Origin of the sequence: Photobacterium sp. MCCC 1A19761 (assembly GCF_037389125.1) — a bacterium.
In the GTDB taxonomy this organism is placed as follows: domain Bacteria; phylum Pseudomonadota; class Gammaproteobacteria; order Enterobacterales; family Vibrionaceae; genus Photobacterium.
The window spans coordinates 98,132-116,125 of record NZ_JAZGTF010000013.1 but is presented as its reverse complement, the minus strand read 5'-3'; the positions used below and the strand labels follow the sequence as shown (position 1 = coordinate 116,125).

Genomic DNA, 17,994 nt, shown 5'->3' with positions numbered 1-17,994 from the left:
GGGATCAGACCGTGAAATACGGCGCAACAGGAAGTTTTTCTGGTACATCAATCAAGAAACGCCGCAACAGCGGCGTTTATTCGGATGAGTCGACGAGGACGGAATCTCGATGATGATTCGGGTCAATCACCTATTCGGGAGCAGCGATTACTGATTTCCGATATCTTTCCCCTGGTTATACACTTTAAACGATTCGCGCAGGACCTGCTCAAAGCCATCCGAGGCCAGCAACGTCGTAAATGACGATGGGTTGGCCAGATTGTCATTCCAGAATTGAATGGCTGTCGGAACCACCGCGATCCCCGGCACTTTATTCCCGGAAAAATCGATAATCGTTGATACACTCTGGATCAATGGGTTATTAACCAACGCAATCCGCGCCAGCTCGACGAACAGCTCTGTACCCAAATCCCCCTGCTCGGGTTCGTAGGTATTGCCGTCCAGATCTTTCACCCACACTTTGACGTTGAAACTGCCCAGTTGCTGCTCCAGCTTGATCACCTGGGCAATCGCTTTGGCCATATCGGATGTGGCTGCCACCACATTCACAGAGTTCTGATCATCCAGCTTAGAGACCAGTACATTAGCTGACTGGCCCAGGGTATAGGCCAAAGTCCGTTGGAACTGATAAACCGGGCTGGATAGACCGACGATGCTATTTGACATAATAAAACGTCCCTTTAATTCGAATAAATAAGATTAAGAGCTGTCATCCACGACGCCTCTACGCACCCTTCTATTTCCAGCAAAACACGCGGAGCTGAAAAAAGTAACAAGACGTTCACAACAACTCAGGCATAGGAAATGTAGCAAAGTGGCCCGAAAGAGAAATTACACCTTATTACGCCAACAACATCGCGCCAACACTGAAAAATTGTCCACATTATTTTCTTCGCCCAAAGTTATACCGACCCGAAAACCAAGGGCTGGCAGAAGATCTTCACAGAAACAGGGGATAAGTGTGTTCACAACGAGACGCGCACCCAAGCCGATGCCGCTTTTGTCATCATCCTAAAGCCCTCAACGACATCAGAGCCTGGAATTGATTACCACTTCAGGTCGGGCACACCGTTCGCGGCAACCAAAAAAGGGCATGACCAACGGTCATGCCCTTCTGGTGTTTACTTCAGCTTTGGCGATTGCTCCCGGCGAACTAACGTCCGAGTTTCTGAGCCGATTGACCACCAATGCCGAAATGAATTTTCGGCATTTCATTGATCAAGACCCGCACGCTCTGCTCAGGCGCATCTAACGATTCCATAATGGCCGTAGTGACATTGCGGATCAGCTTCTCTTTTTGCTCATCCGTGCGCCCTTCCATCATATTGACCTGTACTATTGGCATTCTGTTAATCCTTATCAACGCTTGTGAAATTAGACGAACTTACCGGAAATCGAACCCAATCCCTGATAATGCACACAGAATGCATCCCCTTTGTTTACTTGTACCGCCGCGGTAATCGCCCCAATCATAATAAATGAGCCCGCCGGCAGCTCTTCGCCACGTTCACCTAGCATATTGGCCAGCATTGCCACCGACGCAGCCGGATGTCCCAGGACCGCCGCACCAGCGCCCACTTCGACAACTTCACCGTTCACTTCCATCACCACCCCCAGCGTTTTGAGATCCAGCTCTGCTGGATCTGCCATCCGGCCACCGGTGACAAACCGTGAAGAGGAAGAGTTATCGGCAATGACGCTTTTCAGATCGAATTTGAAATCCTGGTAGCGGGAGTCAATCACCTCCACCGCAGGCATGACGAAATCCGTCGCCCGCAGCACATCGCCAATATGGACTCCCGGCCCTTTCAGCGGCGCTTTGGTGACAAAGGCCAGCTCGGCTTCAATTTTGGGATGGATGAGCTGATCATGCTGGATCTCCCCGCCTTCCGGAACGGCAAAGTAGTCCGCCAGAAATCCGTAACAAGGATGTTCAACGCCCATCTGGGACATCTTCGCCCAGGAGGTCAGCCCCATTTTCATGCCGACAATCTTATGGCCCCGTTGTTCTTTGCGGCGACGGATTTCCCACTGGATATCAAATGCATCGTCGTAAGTCATCTCCGGAAAATCATTGGTGATCTTGGTCACCTCGTATGCGCCCAATTCGGCATTTTCCAGATGGTTTGCCAGTTCACTGATTTGTTGCTGTGTTAGATTTCCCATCAGATCAATCCTTTTTCTTTCGCCAGGGTTAATGCCAAATCCTCAATCATGTCTTCCTGTCCGCCGACCGTACCGCGACGGCCCAGCTCAACCAGCAGGTCACGGGCAGCGATGCCGTACTTGGCCTCTGCACGCTTGGCGAACAACAAAAACGAGCTGTAAACGCCGGCATAGCCCAACGTCAGCGCATCACGATCGACCCGAATCGGCTGCTCCATCATCGGTACCACCCGATCTTCGGCCACATCCATGATCTTGTAGAGATCGACACCGTGAACGGCATGCATCCGCTCCAGTACAGCCACAAAGACTTCCAGCGGTGTATTACCCGCGCCCGCACCTAACCCCGCAACGGAACCATCGATTCGCACGGCACCGGCTTCAACGGCAGCAAGAGAGTTGGCAATCGCCATCCCCATATTGTGGTGGCCATGAAAACCGATTTCGGTCCCCGGATTCAGCTCTGCGCGCAACAAACCAATTTTCTGGCTGACTTCCTCCGGCAACATGTAACCCGCCGAGTCGGTGCAATAGATACAGTTCGCACCATACGATTCCATCAGTTTCGCCTGCTCCAGAATTTTCTCCGGCGAGGCCATATGCGCCATCATCAGGAATCCCACGGTATCCATCCCCAGCTTGGCGGCCAGACCAATATGCTGCTCACTGACATCGGCTTCTGTACAGTGGGTCGCCACACGAATCGTGCTCACGCCCAAATCCTTCGCCATCCGCAAGTGATCCACTGTGCCAATGCCCGGCAACAGCAGTGCCGATACTTTGGCATGTTTCATTTTCGGCACGACCGCATCGAGGTAGGCTTCATCCGAATGCGCCGGAAAACCATAATTCACCGACGCGCCTCCCAGCCCGTCACCATGCGTGACTTCAATCAGCGGCACTCCGGCGTCATCCAGCCCGGTCGCAATATCAACCATCTGTTCAAGCGAGATCTGATGGCGTTTGGCGTGCATCCCGTCACGCAGACTCATGTCGTGGAGAACGACTTTCTTCCCTTCCAAATTCATTCTTGATTCCTCAACTTAAGCGCGATTCGGTAACGAAATAGCATCGTTGTACGCTTCTTCGGCAAACATCTCCGCCGTCCGCAAACCAGCCGCGGTCATAATGTCCAGATTGCCGGAATACTTCGGCAGATAGTCGCCCAAGCCTTCCACTTCCAGGAACACGGAGACACGGTTGCCGTCAAACACCGGGCCATTCACCAGACGATAGCCCGGCACATATTTCTGTACTTCTTTCACCATCTGGTGAACAGATGCCGTAATTGCTTCCTGATCGGGCGTTTCTTTGGTCAGGCAGTGAACAGTGTCACGCATCATCAGCGGCGGCTCGGCCGGGTTAATGATGATGATGGCCTTGCCGGTCTCGGCGCCGCCGACCTTCTCCACCGCATTGGCCGTAGTTCGGGTAAACTCATCAATGTTCTTGCGGGTGCCGGGTCCGACTGAGCGGGAAGATACGGTGGCGATGATCTCGCCATATTCCACTGCCTGAACCTGAGACACGGCTGCGACCATCGGGATCGTCGCCTGCCCGCCGCAGGTCACCATGTTGACGTTCATTTCCAGCTCTTTCGCGTGCTGGACCAGATTCACCGGCGGAATGCAGTACGGTCCAATCGCTGCGGGGGTTAAGTCGACCATGATCACGCCCAGTTCATTCAATTTACGGCTATTTTCCGCATGAACGTAGGCAGACGTTGCATCAAAGGCGATGCGGATATCATCGTCAATCACATGCGGGAGCAGCCCATCCACACCTTCAGCCGTGGTTTTGATCCCCATCTCCTGCGCACGTTTGAGCCCATCCGATTCCGGGTCAATCCCGACCATCCAGACCGGCTCAACCCATTCAGAGCGCAGCATCTTCATTAACAAGTCGGTCCCGATATTGCCCGGTCCGATAATCGCTGCTTTCAGCTTTTTGCTCATTGTTGATCACCTTCTACACAAAACGGACCGATGCCGAACCAATACCACCGATGCTGACACTCATGAAATCGCCGGCTTGCACAGGCTCCAGCGGCACCAGAGAACCGGACAAAATCACTTCGCCGGCTTTGAGCGGGATCCCGAACGTCCCCAGCGTATTGGCCAGCCATGCCACACAATTGACCGGACTCCCCAGCGCCGCAGCACCAGCCCCGGTTGAAATCACTGCACCGTTTTTCTCGACCACCATGCCGCAGGTCATCAGGTCAACTTTGCGCGGGTCAACGGCCTTATCGCCCAGAATAAACAGGCCACAGGAGGCGTTATCTGCGATGGTGTCCTGAATTTTGATTTGCCAGTTTTCGATCCGCGAATCCACCACCTCAAAGCACGGGATCACGCAATCGGTCGCAGCCAGTACATCGGCATTCGTCACGCCGGGACCCATCAGATCTTTTTTCAGGATGAAGGCTATTTCACCTTCGGCTTTCGGCTGGATCAGTTGCTCGCTGATCGGCATTTCCTGACCCTGGCTATAGGCCATCTTGTCCGTCAAATAGCCGAAGTCAGGCTGGTACACATTCAACATGTTCTGGACGGCCTTGGAGGTCACACCGATTTTCTTGCCGATGACGGTTTCCCCCGCCTCGACACGGCGATCCATCATTCTCAGGGAAATGTGATAGGCCTCTTCAATCGTGATCCCGTCAAAACGCTCGGTCAGCGGACGCAACGTGTGGCGTTGGGTTAACGCTTCATATAACTCGTCGCCACACTGAATAATTTGTTCCTGATTCATCATTGTTTCGCTCTTCCTTTAGTCACAGCACACCCGCGACAAAACGTTTTATCGCAGGGCGTGCTGAAAAACGCTGAATTTCATCCCCATCCCGTAGCCACACCATCATGGCACCTACGGAATAAGTGAGTGCTCACAGCTTGATGCAGACATTTTTCAGTTCGGTATAAAATTCCAGCCCATGCACCCCGCCTTCCCGCCCGATACCGGACTCTTTGGCCCCGCCGAAAGCGGTACGCAGGTCGCGCAGGAACCAGCTGTTAACCCAGGCAATGCCCACCTCCAATGACTCTGCAACGCGGCAGGCACGGGACGTGTTCTCGGTCCACACCGTCGCTGACAGGCCATATTTGGTGTTGTTCGCCAGTGCGATCACTTCTTCTTCGGTATCAAACGGACGGATATGGCAGCACGGGCCGAAAATCTCCTCAGTGACCACACGGGCATCGTCAGCCAGCCCGGTCCAGATAGTCGGCTCGACCCAGGCACCCTCGTTGAGTTCCGGTCCCATCTCCGGTACACCACCGCCGATCACCACATTGGCCCCCTCTTCAACCGCCAGGCTGTAGTAAGAGAGCACTTTTTCTTTGTGCTCTTGACTGACCAAAGGTCCGAAATCGACCCCGGCATCTTCCGGACGCCCCAGCTTCAATTGTTCGACGCCTGCTTTCAGGCGCTGGACAAATTCATTGAAAATTGGGCGTTCGACATAGACCCGCTCGGTTCCCAGACAAACCTGACCACAGTTCACAAAGGCCGAACGCATGGTGCCTTCAATGGCTTTGTCGAGATCGCAATCGGCAAAGACGATGCCCGGGTTCTTGCCACCGCATTCAAGTGAGATATTGCGCAAACCCACCGAAGCGGCTCGCATAATCACCTCACCGGTGCGGGTTTCACCGGTAAAGGTGATGGCATCGATATCCGGATGGGTGGTCAGAAATGCCCCCGCAGAGTCCGGCCCGAAGCCATGGACCACGTTGTACACGCCTGCCGGTACACCACATTCGTTCATGACTTCACCCAGCAAGGTTGCCGTGGCCGGTGTTTCTTCCGATGGCTTGACCACCACGGTATTGCCGCAAGCGAGCGCCGGACCGACTTTCCAGGTCATGAGCAGCAGCGGGAGGTTCCAGGGACAAATGACGGCGATCACCCCTTTGGGTTGACGATGGCCATAATTCAGTGCCCCTTTTCCATCCGGGGTATCGAGCTTGAACGCTTCGGTCGGATGGTTGGCCAGCGTTTCCGAGAAAGCTTTGAAATTGGCCGCGCCACGAGGAATATCAATATGTGAGGCAATCGAGCGGGGTTTGCCGGTATCTTTACACTCCGCATCCAGAAACTCGTCAAAACGCTCATTAATCCGGGCGGCAACTCGGTCTAACAATTTGATCCGCTCTGCCTGTGACATCTTGCCCCACGGCCCCTTCATCGCGGCCTTGGCCGCCGCTACAGCTGCAGCCACTTCCGGTTCACCGGCTTCATGCACCAGACCGATCAGACTGTTATCCACGGGATTGCGGTTTTCAAACTGTTTACCGCTCGCCGTGGTGACAAATTCACCGTTAATAAAGTTCTTAAACTCTTTCATTTCGTTCTCTCTGTTTAAGGGCATGGGCCGCCATACCCTATTCAGCAGGCATGACTCTCCCTGTGCTGACTCAGGCCAGCACTGAAAATCAGTCAATCATTGAATCAGGTGAGTGCGGTCAGGAACCGTTCGTTCAGCTGACGATCGTGGTAGAAAATCGCCTTGCCCAGTTGCTCGGTCGTCCAGGTGACCGGCTCGTGATCCGGGTAGTGGTAATCACCGCCGCAGAACACTTCAGTGCGGTTCCCGGAAGGATCGAAGAAATAGATGGTTTTGCCGTGCGTCAGACCATGACGGGTCGGCCCGATATCCAGTGAAGTATTGGTCATGGAGATCAGATCCGCAGCGCGCAACACCTCTTCCCAGGTTTCGAGGAAGAAAGAAGCATGGTGGAATTTGCCCTTGTCCGGACATTCAATAAACGCCACATCATGAGCCTTCATGCTGGCAGTAATAAAAGCGCCGGCTTTATTACCTTCCGGATCCACCACCTGCTCTGCCAAGTCAAACCCTAATACCTCTTGAAACAGCGCACAGGTTCCTTCGATATTCGGGCCATACAGCAGGCAATGATCAAACCGCTTCACTTTCATGCCTTTCAGATCCTGAGGCCATGCTTCCGGATTCACCTGAGACACGCCCCACTTACCGGTGTTTTCTTTCTCGGCATACAGCTCAAACAAATGCCCGGTTGGAGCTTCAAAGCGAACCCGGCGCCCACAGCCATTCAGCTCGCCGACCGGGATCTCTTCCACCGGGCAGCCGTATGCCACCAGCTCTTGTTGCAACTGATCCAACACTGCGTCACTCATCACCTTAAAGCCCATGAAGTCCATGCCCGGGGCGTCAGCTTCGCGCAGCACCACGGAGAATTTATCGACTTCAGTCCAGCCTTTCAGATACACCCGGCCCTGGCTGTCCGTTTCAACCTCAATCAGACCCAGCAGATCGCGGTAGTGATTCAATGCTTCATTCATGTCTAATACACGGAGCTGGACATGCCCCGGGCGAATAACACCTTTTTTCATCGTACTATCCTTGTTATTTGCTGATTTCACGTTATTGAATCGGTTTAAAATGATCCGACTCGATGACCATATCGCTGCGCGGCAACACCCGGCATGACAGGGCAAATCCTTGTTGCGCTTCAGCTTCCGTGACGTGCAAACGACTCATGCGCTTGCTTTCAAATTCACCGGCCAGAATCCGGATTTTGCACATCCCGCATCCACCGCTCCGACACCCGACGTGAATGCACCGGGCACCTTTCAACTCCATGCCCGCCAGAAGCGTGTCATCCGGGCGGCAGCTGTATTGCTGGTTTCGGTTCACCACAGAAATGCGGTATGTCGTCACGTCAGAGTCCGATGCCTCTGTTGCCATGGGTGCCTCCCCGGTTAAATGCGTTTGAACAGCGCCGAACGTGTTTGCTCATTCGCACCATCGGCGGCCGTGACAAAACGTTCCATATGGATATCGCGCTCGAACAACCGGCCCTGAATAAGTGCCGTCACGGCGGCATCAATCATGGGCGGCGGACCACACAAGTAAGCCTTATAGCCATTGAATTTATTGTCGAAATAGTCCTGCGCCGCTTCATGCACAAAACCCTGAAAGCCCTGCCAGTCATCACTGTCTTCAGGCTCATTCAAAGCCGGGATATAGGAGAAATTGGCATGTTGCTGTGCCAGCTCCTCAAACAATTCCCGGTGATAGAGTTCAGAGACATTGCGTGCGCCCTGAAACAGGTAAATCTGGCGTGGGTCGCCGGCCTCCAGCAAGTCGAGGATCATCGACTGCGGGCTTGACAGCCCCGAGCCACCGGCGATAAAGATGACATCTCTGGCATCCGACTTCCGGGTAAAGAACTGGCCGTAAGGTCCGGAGACCTTCAGGGTATCCCCGACTGCCAGTTGCTCATGGATGTAGGTGGTCGCCGCCCCACCGGGCACCAGACGGACATGCAGCTCCAGCGCACGATGCTCCGACGGCTTGCTCGCAATCGAGAACGCGCGGGTCCCTTCAACCCCGGGAATATGCAGGTTGACGTACTGACCGGCCTGAAAGGCAATGTCATCATCCAACTGCAGGATCAGCCCCTTAATGGTCGGCGACAGGTCGCAAATGTCGGTGACCACGCCTTGATAATCCTGAACAGGATGGCCGAGGAAATCCGGGTCGACATCCACATCCGCTTCAATGGTGAGATCCGACTCCGGGATGGCGCAGCAGGCCAGGACCACGCCTTCGTCTCGCTCAATATCCATCAGCGCGAACGAAGACGCCTCTCCGACATCGACATCTCCTTCGGTGACCATGATCTTGCACGTACCGCAGGTGCCGTGGCCGCAGGCAAAAGGCAACCAGACCCCCTGCCGCTGGGCGGCATCCAGAATCGTCTGCCCCTCTTCAACTTCAATGACATCACCCGTTGGCTCAACCGTCACTTCATATGTCATCCTGACCTCCTTAAACACCCGCGCCCTGATAGCCATTCAGGCCCGGTGTGTGAAAGCGCAACACCGATTTATGGCCGATCCCCTGAGCCGCTAATCCAACCTGCGGCTGGGGAATGAAATCGGCTTCATCCAGTTTCCATTGGACGCTCTCCCAGTCGATATCCTTAAACTCCGGATGCAGGCCAAATGCCTCCGGCATCACTTCGGTGAGTAAGGTCTGAAACGGCATCTCGGGCGACACCGGATACGCAAAGGGCGCACAAAACATCAGGTGGTGATCCCAACCGACGTAAACGATCTGATTGCCATGAAAGTTTTCAAACTTATCGAGTTTTTCGCCTTTATAGTCCGGCGAGATTGCTTTAACGGGCATGGTTATTCCTCACATCTGGGGGCAATGGCCGATGCCACTGCCCGCCTGTTTGTCATCCGTTTCAACTCAGGCTTTGCCTTTCCATTGATTCCAACGCTGCTCATCCGGTGAGCCTTTCATATCCAGATTGTCCGCCCCAAGATTTATCTTGTAGAACTCACCCAGAACGTCCGTCAGGTCGGGGCCACCGCAGTTGCCTTGGAAGATCTGATGGACGGGGAGCCAGGACTGCACATACTTTTCAGGCTCGTCATCGAAAATGTCTTTACAGCCATCGGAGCAGAAGTGGTAACGCTCCCCTTCATACTGGCTGCTGCGGTAAACCGTTTGGGTTGGGTTGTCCATATCGGTAAACAACATTGGGATCTGACAAGTGGTGCACAACTGCGGCAACGCTTTGGTGTAGAAACGCTCGCCTTTGGCTTCCATCTCTTTCGCCAGCTCCCAGCGAGGACGGTAGTACTTATCAAAGGTTTCCGGGTATTTTTCAGACAGCCAGTCCAGCTCTTCGTCGGTCGGGATCCAGGTATGGAAACCGGTCGCCTGACCATGGGTGTAGAAGGTCCACCAGGTCTGGTGGGACAGGTGCTCTTTCTCTTTTTCGATCACATCGGCGTATTTCGGCATCCGGATCCCGTAGCGCGCCAGATCTTTAAACAGTGCGCCGCCCGCTTCCTCGAAATAGACTCCCCACGCCTCTTTCCACGACATCACCTTATTCGGCAACATGTAGTCCATCATCATCGACACGACGCTCAGTAAGCGCGCACCGCGCCAGAACCACTTGTCGATCCATTTCTGGACGATCGGCACATTGTCTTCATGCTGTTCCAGCAGGAATTTGATGATTTCCAGACCCAGGGTCATATGGCGGGCTTCATCCGACTGGGCTGAAAAGCCGAAGGTCACGGTCGCCATATCGCCGTTGTGCGCCGCTCCGGACATGAAGGGAACGAACAGCAGATTGGTCAGGACATATTCAAATGAGAATCCGATGGCGATCATGAACTCGAAGGGGCCAGCCGCGCGGGCGTCATTGAAAAATGACTTCGGCACGGAGAGATACCACACCCGATCGTGCATGTGGCTGAAGTCCTGAAAGCCGTCAAAGAACTTATTGAAGTGACTCATGGCATGGATCTGAGTCTGGACATGACGCAGTTCATCGAGCGACTGCATCTGGCAGGCAATCCGCGCCCCTACGCCGCCAAACTGACGGCCGGTGTGTGCAAATCCCTGATAGGCTTGATACTCAAGCGGCGTCACGGCCGAGAGAAACAGCTTAATCGCGTTCACATATCGCGGATCCGACACATTGAGGTGGCCATTGTTCTGGGCAAACGCATCAAAGATGGCGTAGAGTTTCTTTTCTTTCTCCGCCTGATATTTCCAATAGGCATCCATGGTTAAGCGGAACGGGTCTTCCCACTTGGACCAGTCGGTGATTTTGATCCCTTCGAACTCTTCGTAGGGAAACGCCGCTTTGCGATCCTGGTAAGAATATTCCCAGTCGAGATCACGGGTCAGCAGGCGGTACTTATCTTTAATATTGAGCTTTTTCGCAGCCATAATGAGATACCTTTTTACTCGTTCCAGTGTAAAGAGAGTTCATCGTCGTCTTCTTCGACGTTGCCACCCAGGGTGATCAGGTTGAGATGCAACTCCTGCACATCCCAAGCGCGGCCCATCTTCTCTTCAACCGATTCCCGGCGAACCACCAGCCGACCGTTGTTTTCCACACGGATCATGGCCGGCATGTGTATCACGGTGACATCCGGGTTATCTTCTTCAATGGCTTCAACGATATAGCGAGATTCATCATTATCTTGCAGTGCGAGATAAACCTTGGACATTCCTTATCCCCTTACTTCAACAGCCCAGCTTTCGCGAGACGCTTATCCAGAACCGCCACGGCTTTATCGATCGCCTCGGCATCATCCAGCATATCTTTCGCCACCGGCGCTAATGCAGCGATTGCCTTTGCTTTCCACTGGGAAATCCAGGCTTCCAGCAAGGACAGATTCTGCGCAGATTCCTCTGCGGCGGTTTTGAGCACCGCGTCGGCCCAGCGGCTATTGTCCGCATGCCAGCCACGCATAAACTCTGTCAGCATGCCGATATCCTGCGCGCCATGCGCCACCAGCCACTGATCAAACTGATTAAACACCAGGTCGTACACCAGACAATCCATCACGATGTCCTGAGCCACGAACACTTCAAACCAATCTTTTGTCACCGTGGTTTCTTCGCACAACGCCCGCATTCCTTGCCAGGCGGGATCGTCCATCCAGTAGGATTTCGCCTCAGTTAACGCCTCACTGCTGTTGTGATCCAAAAGCAGGGCGATGCGAGACAAATACTGGGCAATGCCAAGCCGATCCATGCCGTTAAACAGCAAGGCTTGGGTCAGGACGGTGCCGTAGCCGAGAGAAGTGCCATACAAGTTGTTCAGGTTCGCGGTATGTTCAAGATGGCGAACCGGCACCAGAAAACGAATCACTTTGGCTTTGATATCGTCGCTGAGTTGCTCCGCGAGATTGCGCTTTTCAAAAAATGCGTAATTGCTTTCTGCCGCTTCCTGCATCTTGGAACGCTGCTGAACATAAGTGCCGTAGTAATACTGACGGGGGTCCCGAAACGCATACCAGTCTTCCATCACAATTGCGGTACGACGCGGGTCGTTTAATTCCATGTCCGGCTGCCAAAGCGGGCGATAATGGAAATACTTTTCCGATTGAATATCGTAACTGGCCTCCTGATATCGGGTCGCCGGCTTATCACCGAAGCGACGTTCAGTATGCGCGTAAGTATTTCGGACCGGATCGAGTGTTGCGGTTTTAATTTCAATACTCATCAAACAATTCCCAGCTGATTCATAATTGCTGTTCCGACACATGGCTATGATTTTTCGACATCAGCGTATTTTCACCGTAACGCCACTTATCCATTTCAGCGTCGACGGCGGCCATCTGTTCGTCGGTCATATGTGTCACTTGGTTTACCTGACAAAACTGCTCAAAGGCTGCTTTGGGCATGATCAGTTCAACGAACAGGCCTGGCTCACCAATCGCGAAGTCGAATTCAACAAATCGAGCATCGTCAGGGCTTCGGACTCTCACATACTTGGTGAGCTGCTCAAATCCCGTACGATGTTGATCGTCCTCCCTTGCCTTCAACGCCTCCATGTTGCCTCCCTGTTTGTTTTTCTGATTCAGGCTAATCCCCTAATGCACGGGTATCTCCCCTATCGCAGCGGGTATACCCCTTAGTGCAACGGGTATGCCACATCAGGTTTTGAACACACCCGAAAATAGGAGAGACAGGCATAAAGCACTGTTTATGAACAAAAATAAAATTCAATCATGAGCAAATCTGAGAAGGGAAAACGAGCAGGAGATGGAGTTTTGTGTAAATAAAAAGTTAATTAAGTTGATCGAATGATAAATATGAGTGACAGGAATGGATCATTTGATTAAGGTAATAATGCGTTTGAACATTAGCTGCGATTCGCACCCACTCACCTATTTTAATGAAAAGTGATTCATGGATTTCACTTGCGAAGCAATCATGTCACCCGTTTGATTTCGGGATTCAAGGAAAGGCAATGTTATGATGGATATTCGTACTTCCCCGCAACTTCCAGAACCTCACGACCTGATATCACAAATTAAATTTTCCAGTGAAGACGGAAAAGTCTGGTTTAATGAACAACGTATGTTACTCATCCATTCAACTGCGCTGGGGTTACTCAGAAAAGAGTTAATCGAAACCTTAGGTGTAAAAAGAGCCGCCGGATTCCTGATGCGTTTTGGCTATTACTCTGGATTAAGAGATGCCGATATGCTGCATAAAATTCGTCCTGACTTTACCACGGAAGATGCCTTCCTGGCCGGGCCGCAACTGCATACCATCAAAGGCATGGCCAAAGTCGTACCGACAAACCTGAGCTTTGATTTGGAAACCGGCCATTTCCACGGCGAGTTTGACTGGCACGACTCTTATGAAGCCGAGGTGCATCTTCATGAATACGGCCAATCCGACATTCCGATTTGCTGGACGCTGCTCGGCTACGCCAGTGGTTTTTCGAGCTATTACATGGGCCGAAAAATCATTTACCAGGAGACACAATGTACCGGATGTGGCAGCGAACATTGCCACATCGTCGGAAAACCGGCAGAAGAATGGGAAAACCAGACCGAGCTCGAACAAGCCCTCCAACCCGACTCGATCATCGAAGAGCTTCTGGCGCTGCAGCAACAAGTGACAAGCCTCAAAGAGATTTATCACAACCCTGAATATGACGACTTATTGCTCAACTCCGTTGGCAACTCCGAGGCGTTTAAGTCGGTCTGTCATCTCATCGCCAAAGCCTCAAAAACCAAAGTCTCAGTCTTGCTACAAGGTGAAACCGGCGTCGGCAAAGAAGTGGTCGCCAGAGGGCTGCACCTGAGCAGCGATCGCAAAGATCAGCCTTTTATTGCGGTCAACTGCGCCTGTATTCCGCCCGATCTGATTGAAGCGGAGCTGTTCGGAGTCGAAAAAGGGGCTTATACCGGTGCCACGCACTCGCGCGAAGGTAAATTTGAACGCGCCAATCAGGGGACAATCTTCCTCGATGAAGTGATTGAGCTCTCGCCCCGTGCCCAGGCGAGTTTATTGCGCGTTTTACAAGAAGGTGAACTGGAGCGGGTCGGCGACAATCAACTGCGCACCATTGATGTCCGTGTCGTGGCCGCAACAAATGAGGATTTAAAATCCGCCGTCGAAAAAGGGCGATTTCGGGCCGACCTCTATTACCGGCTAAATGTTTATCCGGTCCAAATTCCGCCCCTCCGTGAGCGGCGCGAGGATATTCCGCTGCTGATCGAGCACTTTCTGGAAAAATACCACACCCTGTACCATAAACGGACCCTCGGGGTGACCGATAAAGCGCTGCAAGCCCTGATGCACTACAAGTGGCCGGGAAATATCCGCGAGCTGGAAAACATGATCGAACGGGGGATCATTTTGACGGAAAATAACCAGAGTATCGATTTGGAGAGTTTTTTCCCGTCACTGGCCGAGCTGACCCATCCACTGAATATCATCAACGCCAAAGGTCAGCTTGAACCCAAAGAACCCGCCACGATTGACGACCACTGGATAGACAAGCAGCTGGACGATAACTTCAGCATTGATGTGTTAGAGCGCCAGCTCATTCAACATGCGATGAACAAAGCCGATGGCAATGTCTCCCAGGCAGCCCGTCTATTAGGACTCACCCGACCGGCCCTGGCGTACCGGCTCAAGAAGATAGAGCTGGATTAATACCAATTCGTCACCACGGGAATCGAACCAAGAAACCGCTGATTTACAGCGGTTTTCCATCCTGGCGACCGTGGCCTGGCGATAGATATTCACAGCATCAGGGGATAAGTCTGTTCACAACAAGACGCGCGCTGACCAGACGGCCGGCGCACGGTAAAGGGAGGTGTTTGTTTTATAACTTAGTGATTGAATACGTGTTGCGATCGTCGAACAGTGTGATGCGATAGCTTCCGGCACCTTGGGTGATCGTGATATCCGCCCCGCTCGCTTCCAGCTGGCCATCAGCGTCGTCATCCCCGTAATTCTGACGCCAGTCACCGAACACATCGAACTTGAACCGGGCATCAGCCTCGGCGCCAAATGTCGTATCGACCTGCCAGGTGTGATCCGCAATGAGCACCATGTCTGTCGTGCTCCAGCCGTTATTGGTTCCCCGAATCATTAAGCTCGGCAGGTTGGCAGCAAAACCGCAGTCACTACTGCACGGCTCACTCGTGATCACAATCTTCTTGTCGGCATCAACCGAAACAACGCCGGTACGGACAGAGATCAGATTTCCTTCCCGGATCCAGCCTTTGCTGCCAGTGTTTTCCAAAGCCTGACGATCGGCCAGCATCGGTAGCGGTTCACCGTTCAGAGTGACCGCCACCTTCTCGGTTGCTGCAACCAGTGTGCGCACTTCGTTATTGCGCTCACTGCTTGCACCTGCATAGCTCCCCTGCGCGGCATGAATGAGAATTTCAACGCCACTGCTGACAGGATTCTGGCTCAGCCAGGTTTCACGCACCTGATAATGCGGTCTCGACTGGGCATCATAGGTCTCAACTGTGCTGCCATCATCTTCATACAGCGTGAAGCTGCTCGCGGACTCCGACGGGAAGACCTTGACGATCAATTCATTGCGCGTGCTGCCATCCTGCCGATGACCAAACACATCTTTGGTTTGTTCATCAACGTACATCATCGGAATAATGGCCCCCGCCCGTGCGTATGCCGGGACGCGATTGCGATTTTCCGCCTCAATCCACTGGTTCACCTGCGGTAGCGTTACGCCACTCACACTCTGGTATTGTTCACCGGTGTGGTAGTTGTACCAGGTCCCCGCTGGCAGGTAGACATCCCGGCTTTCCGCAAACTGTGTGGTCAGTCCGGCGACCAGAATATCCCGACCAATCATCTTCTGATCGGCCATGCCTTTCAGATTAAGATCGTCCTGATAATAGAAAGGCATCGGCGTGATCACCGGCTCACCATATTGATAAGCGCGATGAGCCAGCGAGTAATAGTAAGGGATCAGCTCATAACGCTGACGCAGGTTACTGAGGTTCCCGGTAGTATTGCCGATGAGTGCCGGCGACGTTTCCGTCACAATACAGTCATTCCCCGTCGCACCCGGCATCCCGCAGTTATTGCCGTGCGGACGCAACGGAATATCCAACCAGGCCGCATTGGCGAACCACAGGCTGTACATTTCATCTTCGCTATATCCGGCTCCCGGCGCAATGGCAGTGTCACGGTTGCCTTTATCATCCCCCTTGCGCCAGAAACCACCGACATCAGAGCTGTAGTAGTCGATCCCGGCGAACGACATCTGCATCGCTGCGTTGTGATGCAGGTTCATGTGATCCAGGCGACCACCGATATCACCGGACCACAAACCGGCGCCGTAGCGCTGTGAGCCGATGGTCCCGGCCCGGGCAATCGAATACGGCCGCTGCGGGTTCTGACCGTGATTTCGGACATAACCGTCATAAATCGACTTGCTCCACAGCAGGTTATGGACATTGTTGTACTGGGCATGATCGCCGGCCTGATAGCACGAGTAAGCGCGATAGTCTTCCGGCTCGCCCAAATCGGTCCAGTGACCGAGGATCCCCAAATCAACGATATTCGGTTTACGGACATGATCATGCCACCAGGCAGCACCGGTCGTATTTGACCAGTCGATCATCCCGCTCACCCCGAACCAGTTATTAAACTCGGTAAAGTTGTTCGAGCCACAGTCCTTGGCGAAACCGTTCTGTGCCGCCATGCCGTTGTAATTTTCGCCGTGATAATTGCCCTGCTTCGAGACATAAGACTCTTCAATCGTGATCAGCCCAATCCCATCCTGTTTCAGGCTGGCGACTTTGGCTGCCGGGTTCGGGAAGGCTTGCTCATCAAAGCGCAAATCCCCCATCGGGTTGGCTTCACTATTGTTCTGCCAGGCGTGCTTAAAGCCAAACCAGGCCACATCGAGCAAGGCACCGTCAATCGGGAAATGGTGCTGACGCAGCGTCTGGATGGTCTCATCCAACTCACCCCAGTTATCAAACGAAAACTCAGAAATCCACAATCCCAGGGCTTTTTTCGGCGGTACCGGCGGCCGGCCGACCAGCTCCATGAAATCACGGCGCAGATCCGGCAAGTCAGGACCACTCATGTAATACAGGTTGGTCTCTGGCGCAGTCTTGTTGCGAATCTCCCACCAGGGCTTCGACAGATCAAAACTGTTTTTGAGCTTGGAATCGAGCATCAGGGCATAGTTCATTTGCTCACCGACCGCATAGAGCACCGGAAACTGCAAGCGCGGTGTGGTCGCGCCGGCATAGGCGCCGTCAGTATAAGTAATACTGCTGAACGTATTGCCGCGATCATCCGGGGTCCCGAAGCCCCCGGTTCCCAGCCACTCGCCGTTCACCTGAGCACCTCGGTTAGGGTCAATCGGCGCGAACGTCTGACCCAAGCCATACACCGAATGGATCCCTAAATTTTGTACCGACGCGCCGTGCCAGGTTTGATCATAAATTGCCGGGCAGATTGTGGCACTTTGCTGATTGTTGTGTTGTAACTCGACCACACTGAGGCAGCCATTCTCCCGATCGATACGGACACTCAGCGCCTGGGTCCGAAATCCGTCCGCATTGGGTTCGTACAAAGCGGGACCGGTATAGTCTGTTTTAAAGACCATTTCGGTATGGGGGATCGTCGTGTTCCCTTGTGTATTTTGGTGATGACGGAAAGAGATGTGGATCAGATCATCATCCAGCACCTCCACCACCGTACTGGAGGGACCGTAATTCACGATATAAGGTGCAGGGACATCGGCGTAGCAACTCCCGGAGCCCAGGAGAATACAAACTGCGATTAGCTTTTTCTTCATTGGCTTCATCCATTGATATGAACAATTACTCATTTAAAATTGCGCGTATTTTGTGTGCAATTAGTTCAGTATCAATCCTCCCCGGCCCTACGCCCCCCGAGGAAATTTAAAACCTTTTGTTAAATTTGTGCTCCAGTTGGTGTTTTGTGTAGATTAAACACCTGCGGATGGAAGCTGGGCTCCTTTGCCAAAGAGTCCC

The 17,994-nt window shown here is 53.1% G+C and carries 17 protein-coding genes; 1 reads left to right on the top strand and 16 read right to left on the bottom strand.

The genetic code is table 11. The annotated features are described in order from the left end of the window. Positions 1 to 147: 147 nt before the first annotated feature. The 15 genes from VV869_RS14410 to VV869_RS14340 form a co-directional block, all read right to left on the bottom strand. On the bottom strand, positions 148 to 666 hold the full coding sequence (locus tag VV869_RS14410; protein ID WP_337735611.1) for a hypothetical protein: 519 nt from the start codon (positions 664 to 666) through the stop codon (positions 148 to 150). A 487-nt stretch (positions 667 to 1,153) separates the two neighbouring features. Continuing rightward, a complete protein-coding gene (locus VV869_RS14405; protein ID WP_337735610.1) occupies positions 1,154 to 1,345 on the bottom strand; it encodes a 4-oxalocrotonate tautomerase in 192 nt (63 codons plus the stop codon). A gap of 29 nt (positions 1,346 to 1,374) precedes the next feature. Next, a complete protein-coding gene (gene dmpH / locus VV869_RS14400) occupies positions 1,375 to 2,166 on the bottom strand; it encodes a 2-oxo-3-hexenedioate decarboxylase (RefSeq protein ID WP_337735609.1) in 792 nt (263 codons plus the stop codon). Further along, positions 2,166 to 3,194, bottom strand: a complete 1,029-nt coding sequence (gene dmpG / locus VV869_RS14395) for a 4-hydroxy-2-oxovalerate aldolase (protein ID WP_337735608.1) — start codon at positions 3,192 to 3,194, stop codon at positions 2,166 to 2,168. The genes dmpH and dmpG overlap by 1 nt, the downstream gene beginning before the upstream one ends. Positions 3,195 to 3,209: 15 nt before the next feature. Next, on the bottom strand, positions 3,210 to 4,121 hold the full coding sequence (locus tag VV869_RS14390; protein WP_337735607.1) for an acetaldehyde dehydrogenase (acetylating): 912 nt from the start codon (positions 4,119 to 4,121) through the stop codon (positions 3,210 to 3,212). A 13-nt stretch (positions 4,122 to 4,134) separates the two neighbouring features. Further along, on the bottom strand, positions 4,135 to 4,920 hold the full coding sequence (gene dmpE / locus VV869_RS14385; protein ID WP_337735692.1) for a 2-oxopent-4-enoate hydratase: 786 nt from the start codon (positions 4,918 to 4,920) through the stop codon (positions 4,135 to 4,137). Between the two features lie 133 nt (positions 4,921 to 5,053). Beyond that, on the bottom strand, positions 5,054 to 6,514 hold the full coding sequence (locus tag VV869_RS14380) for a 2-hydroxymuconic semialdehyde dehydrogenase (RefSeq protein WP_337735606.1): 1,461 nt from the start codon (positions 6,512 to 6,514) through the stop codon (positions 5,054 to 5,056). Positions 6,515 to 6,618: 104 nt separating this feature from the next. Next, entirely contained in the window at positions 6,619 to 7,542 is a 924-nt protein-coding gene (locus tag VV869_RS14375) for a catechol 2,3-dioxygenase (RefSeq protein WP_337735605.1), read from the bottom strand. A gap of 31 nt (positions 7,543 to 7,573) precedes the next feature. Beyond that, positions 7,574 to 7,897 (bottom strand): 2Fe-2S iron-sulfur cluster-binding protein, encoded by a 324-nt coding sequence (locus VV869_RS14370; protein WP_337735604.1) that lies wholly within the window; start codon positions 7,895 to 7,897, stop codon positions 7,574 to 7,576. 14 nt (positions 7,898 to 7,911) lie between these two features. Continuing rightward, positions 7,912 to 8,973, bottom strand: coding sequence for an NADH:ubiquinone reductase (Na(+)-transporting) subunit F (locus VV869_RS14365; protein ID WP_337735603.1), 1,062 nt, complete (start codon positions 8,971 to 8,973; stop codon positions 7,912 to 7,914). A gap of 10 nt (positions 8,974 to 8,983) precedes the next feature. Continuing rightward, a complete protein-coding gene (locus VV869_RS14360; RefSeq protein ID WP_337735602.1) occupies positions 8,984 to 9,346 on the bottom strand; it encodes a phenol hydroxylase subunit P4 in 363 nt (120 codons plus the stop codon). A gap of 66 nt (positions 9,347 to 9,412) precedes the next feature. After that, positions 9,413 to 10,915, bottom strand: a complete 1,503-nt coding sequence (locus VV869_RS14355) for an aromatic/alkene/methane monooxygenase hydroxylase/oxygenase subunit alpha (protein ID WP_337735601.1) — start codon at positions 10,913 to 10,915, stop codon at positions 9,413 to 9,415. 14 nt (positions 10,916 to 10,929) lie between these two features. Next, positions 10,930 to 11,199 carry an MmoB/DmpM family protein gene (locus VV869_RS14350; RefSeq protein ID WP_337735600.1) on the bottom strand — a complete coding sequence of 90 codons (270 nt, stop codon included), beginning with the start codon at positions 11,197 to 11,199 and terminating at the stop codon, positions 10,930 to 10,932. A gap of 11 nt (positions 11,200 to 11,210) precedes the next feature. Next, positions 11,211 to 12,200: an aromatic/alkene monooxygenase hydroxylase subunit beta gene (locus VV869_RS14345; protein WP_337735599.1), complete on the bottom strand. Its 990-nt coding sequence runs from the start codon at positions 12,198 to 12,200 to the stop codon at positions 11,211 to 11,213. A 19-nt stretch (positions 12,201 to 12,219) separates the two neighbouring features. Continuing rightward, a complete protein-coding gene (locus VV869_RS14340) occupies positions 12,220 to 12,531 on the bottom strand; it encodes a phenol hydroxylase subunit (protein WP_337735598.1) in 312 nt (103 codons plus the stop codon). A gap of 424 nt (positions 12,532 to 12,955) precedes the next feature. Between VV869_RS14340 and VV869_RS14335 the strand changes: the two genes are divergently transcribed. After that, positions 12,956 to 14,653 (top strand): sigma-54-dependent Fis family transcriptional regulator, encoded by a 1,698-nt coding sequence (locus VV869_RS14335; protein ID WP_337735597.1) that lies wholly within the window; start codon positions 12,956 to 12,958, stop codon positions 14,651 to 14,653. Between the two features lie 172 nt (positions 14,654 to 14,825). Here the strand turns inward: VV869_RS14335 and VV869_RS14330 are convergent, their stop codons facing one another. Beyond that, the gene (locus VV869_RS14330) at positions 14,826 to 17,795 is read right to left on the bottom strand and encodes a TIM-barrel domain-containing protein (protein ID WP_337735596.1); all 2,970 of its coding nucleotides are present in this window, start codon (positions 17,793 to 17,795) and stop codon (positions 14,826 to 14,828) included. Positions 17,796 to 17,994: the final 199 nt, after the last annotated feature.

Coding starts and splice junctions, on each gene's coding strand:
- VV869_RS14410 (WP_337735611.1), bottom strand. CDS start 666: ATGTCAAATAGCATCGTCGGTCTATCCAGCCCGGTTTATCAGTTCCAA.
- VV869_RS14405 (WP_337735610.1), bottom strand. CDS start 1,345: ATGCCAATAGTACAGGTCAATATGATGGAAGGGCGCACGGATGAGCAA.
- dmpH (WP_337735609.1), bottom strand. CDS start 2,166: ATGGGAAATCTAACACAGCAACAAATCAGTGAACTGGCAAACCATCTG.
- dmpG (WP_337735608.1), bottom strand. CDS start 3,194: ATGAATTTGGAAGGGAAGAAAGTCGTTCTCCACGACATGAGTCTGCGT.
- VV869_RS14390 (WP_337735607.1), bottom strand. CDS start 4,121: ATGAGCAAAAAGCTGAAAGCAGCGATTATCGGACCGGGCAATATCGGG.
- dmpE (WP_337735692.1), bottom strand. CDS start 4,920: ATGAATCAGGAACAAATTATTCAGTGTGGCGACGAGTTATATGAAGCG.
- VV869_RS14380 (WP_337735606.1), bottom strand. CDS start 6,514: ATGAAAGAGTTTAAGAACTTTATTAACGGTGAATTTGTCACCACGGCG.
- VV869_RS14375 (WP_337735605.1), bottom strand. CDS start 7,542: ATGAAAAAAGGTGTTATTCGCCCGGGGCATGTCCAGCTCCGTGTATTA.
- VV869_RS14370 (WP_337735604.1), bottom strand. CDS start 7,897: ATGGCAACAGAGGCATCGGACTCTGACGTGACGACATACCGCATTTCT.
- VV869_RS14365 (WP_337735603.1), bottom strand. CDS start 8,973: ATGACATATGAAGTGACGGTTGAGCCAACGGGTGATGTCATTGAAGTT.
- VV869_RS14360 (WP_337735602.1), bottom strand. CDS start 9,346: ATGCCCGTTAAAGCAATCTCGCCGGACTATAAAGGCGAAAAACTCGAT.
- VV869_RS14355 (WP_337735601.1), bottom strand. CDS start 10,915: ATGGCTGCGAAAAAGCTCAATATTAAAGATAAGTACCGCCTGCTGACC.
- VV869_RS14350 (WP_337735600.1), bottom strand. CDS start 11,199: ATGTCCAAGGTTTATCTCGCACTGCAAGATAATGATGAATCTCGCTAT.
- VV869_RS14345 (WP_337735599.1), bottom strand. CDS start 12,200: ATGAGTATTGAAATTAAAACCGCAACACTCGATCCGGTCCGAAATACT.
- VV869_RS14340 (WP_337735598.1), bottom strand. CDS start 12,531: ATGGAGGCGTTGAAGGCAAGGGAGGACGATCAACATCGTACGGGATTT.
- VV869_RS14335 (WP_337735597.1), top strand. CDS start 12,956: ATGATGGATATTCGTACTTCCCCGCAACTTCCAGAACCTCACGACCTG.
- VV869_RS14330 (WP_337735596.1), bottom strand. CDS start 17,795: ATGAAGAAAAAGCTAATCGCAGTTTGTATTCTCCTGGGCTCCGGGAGT.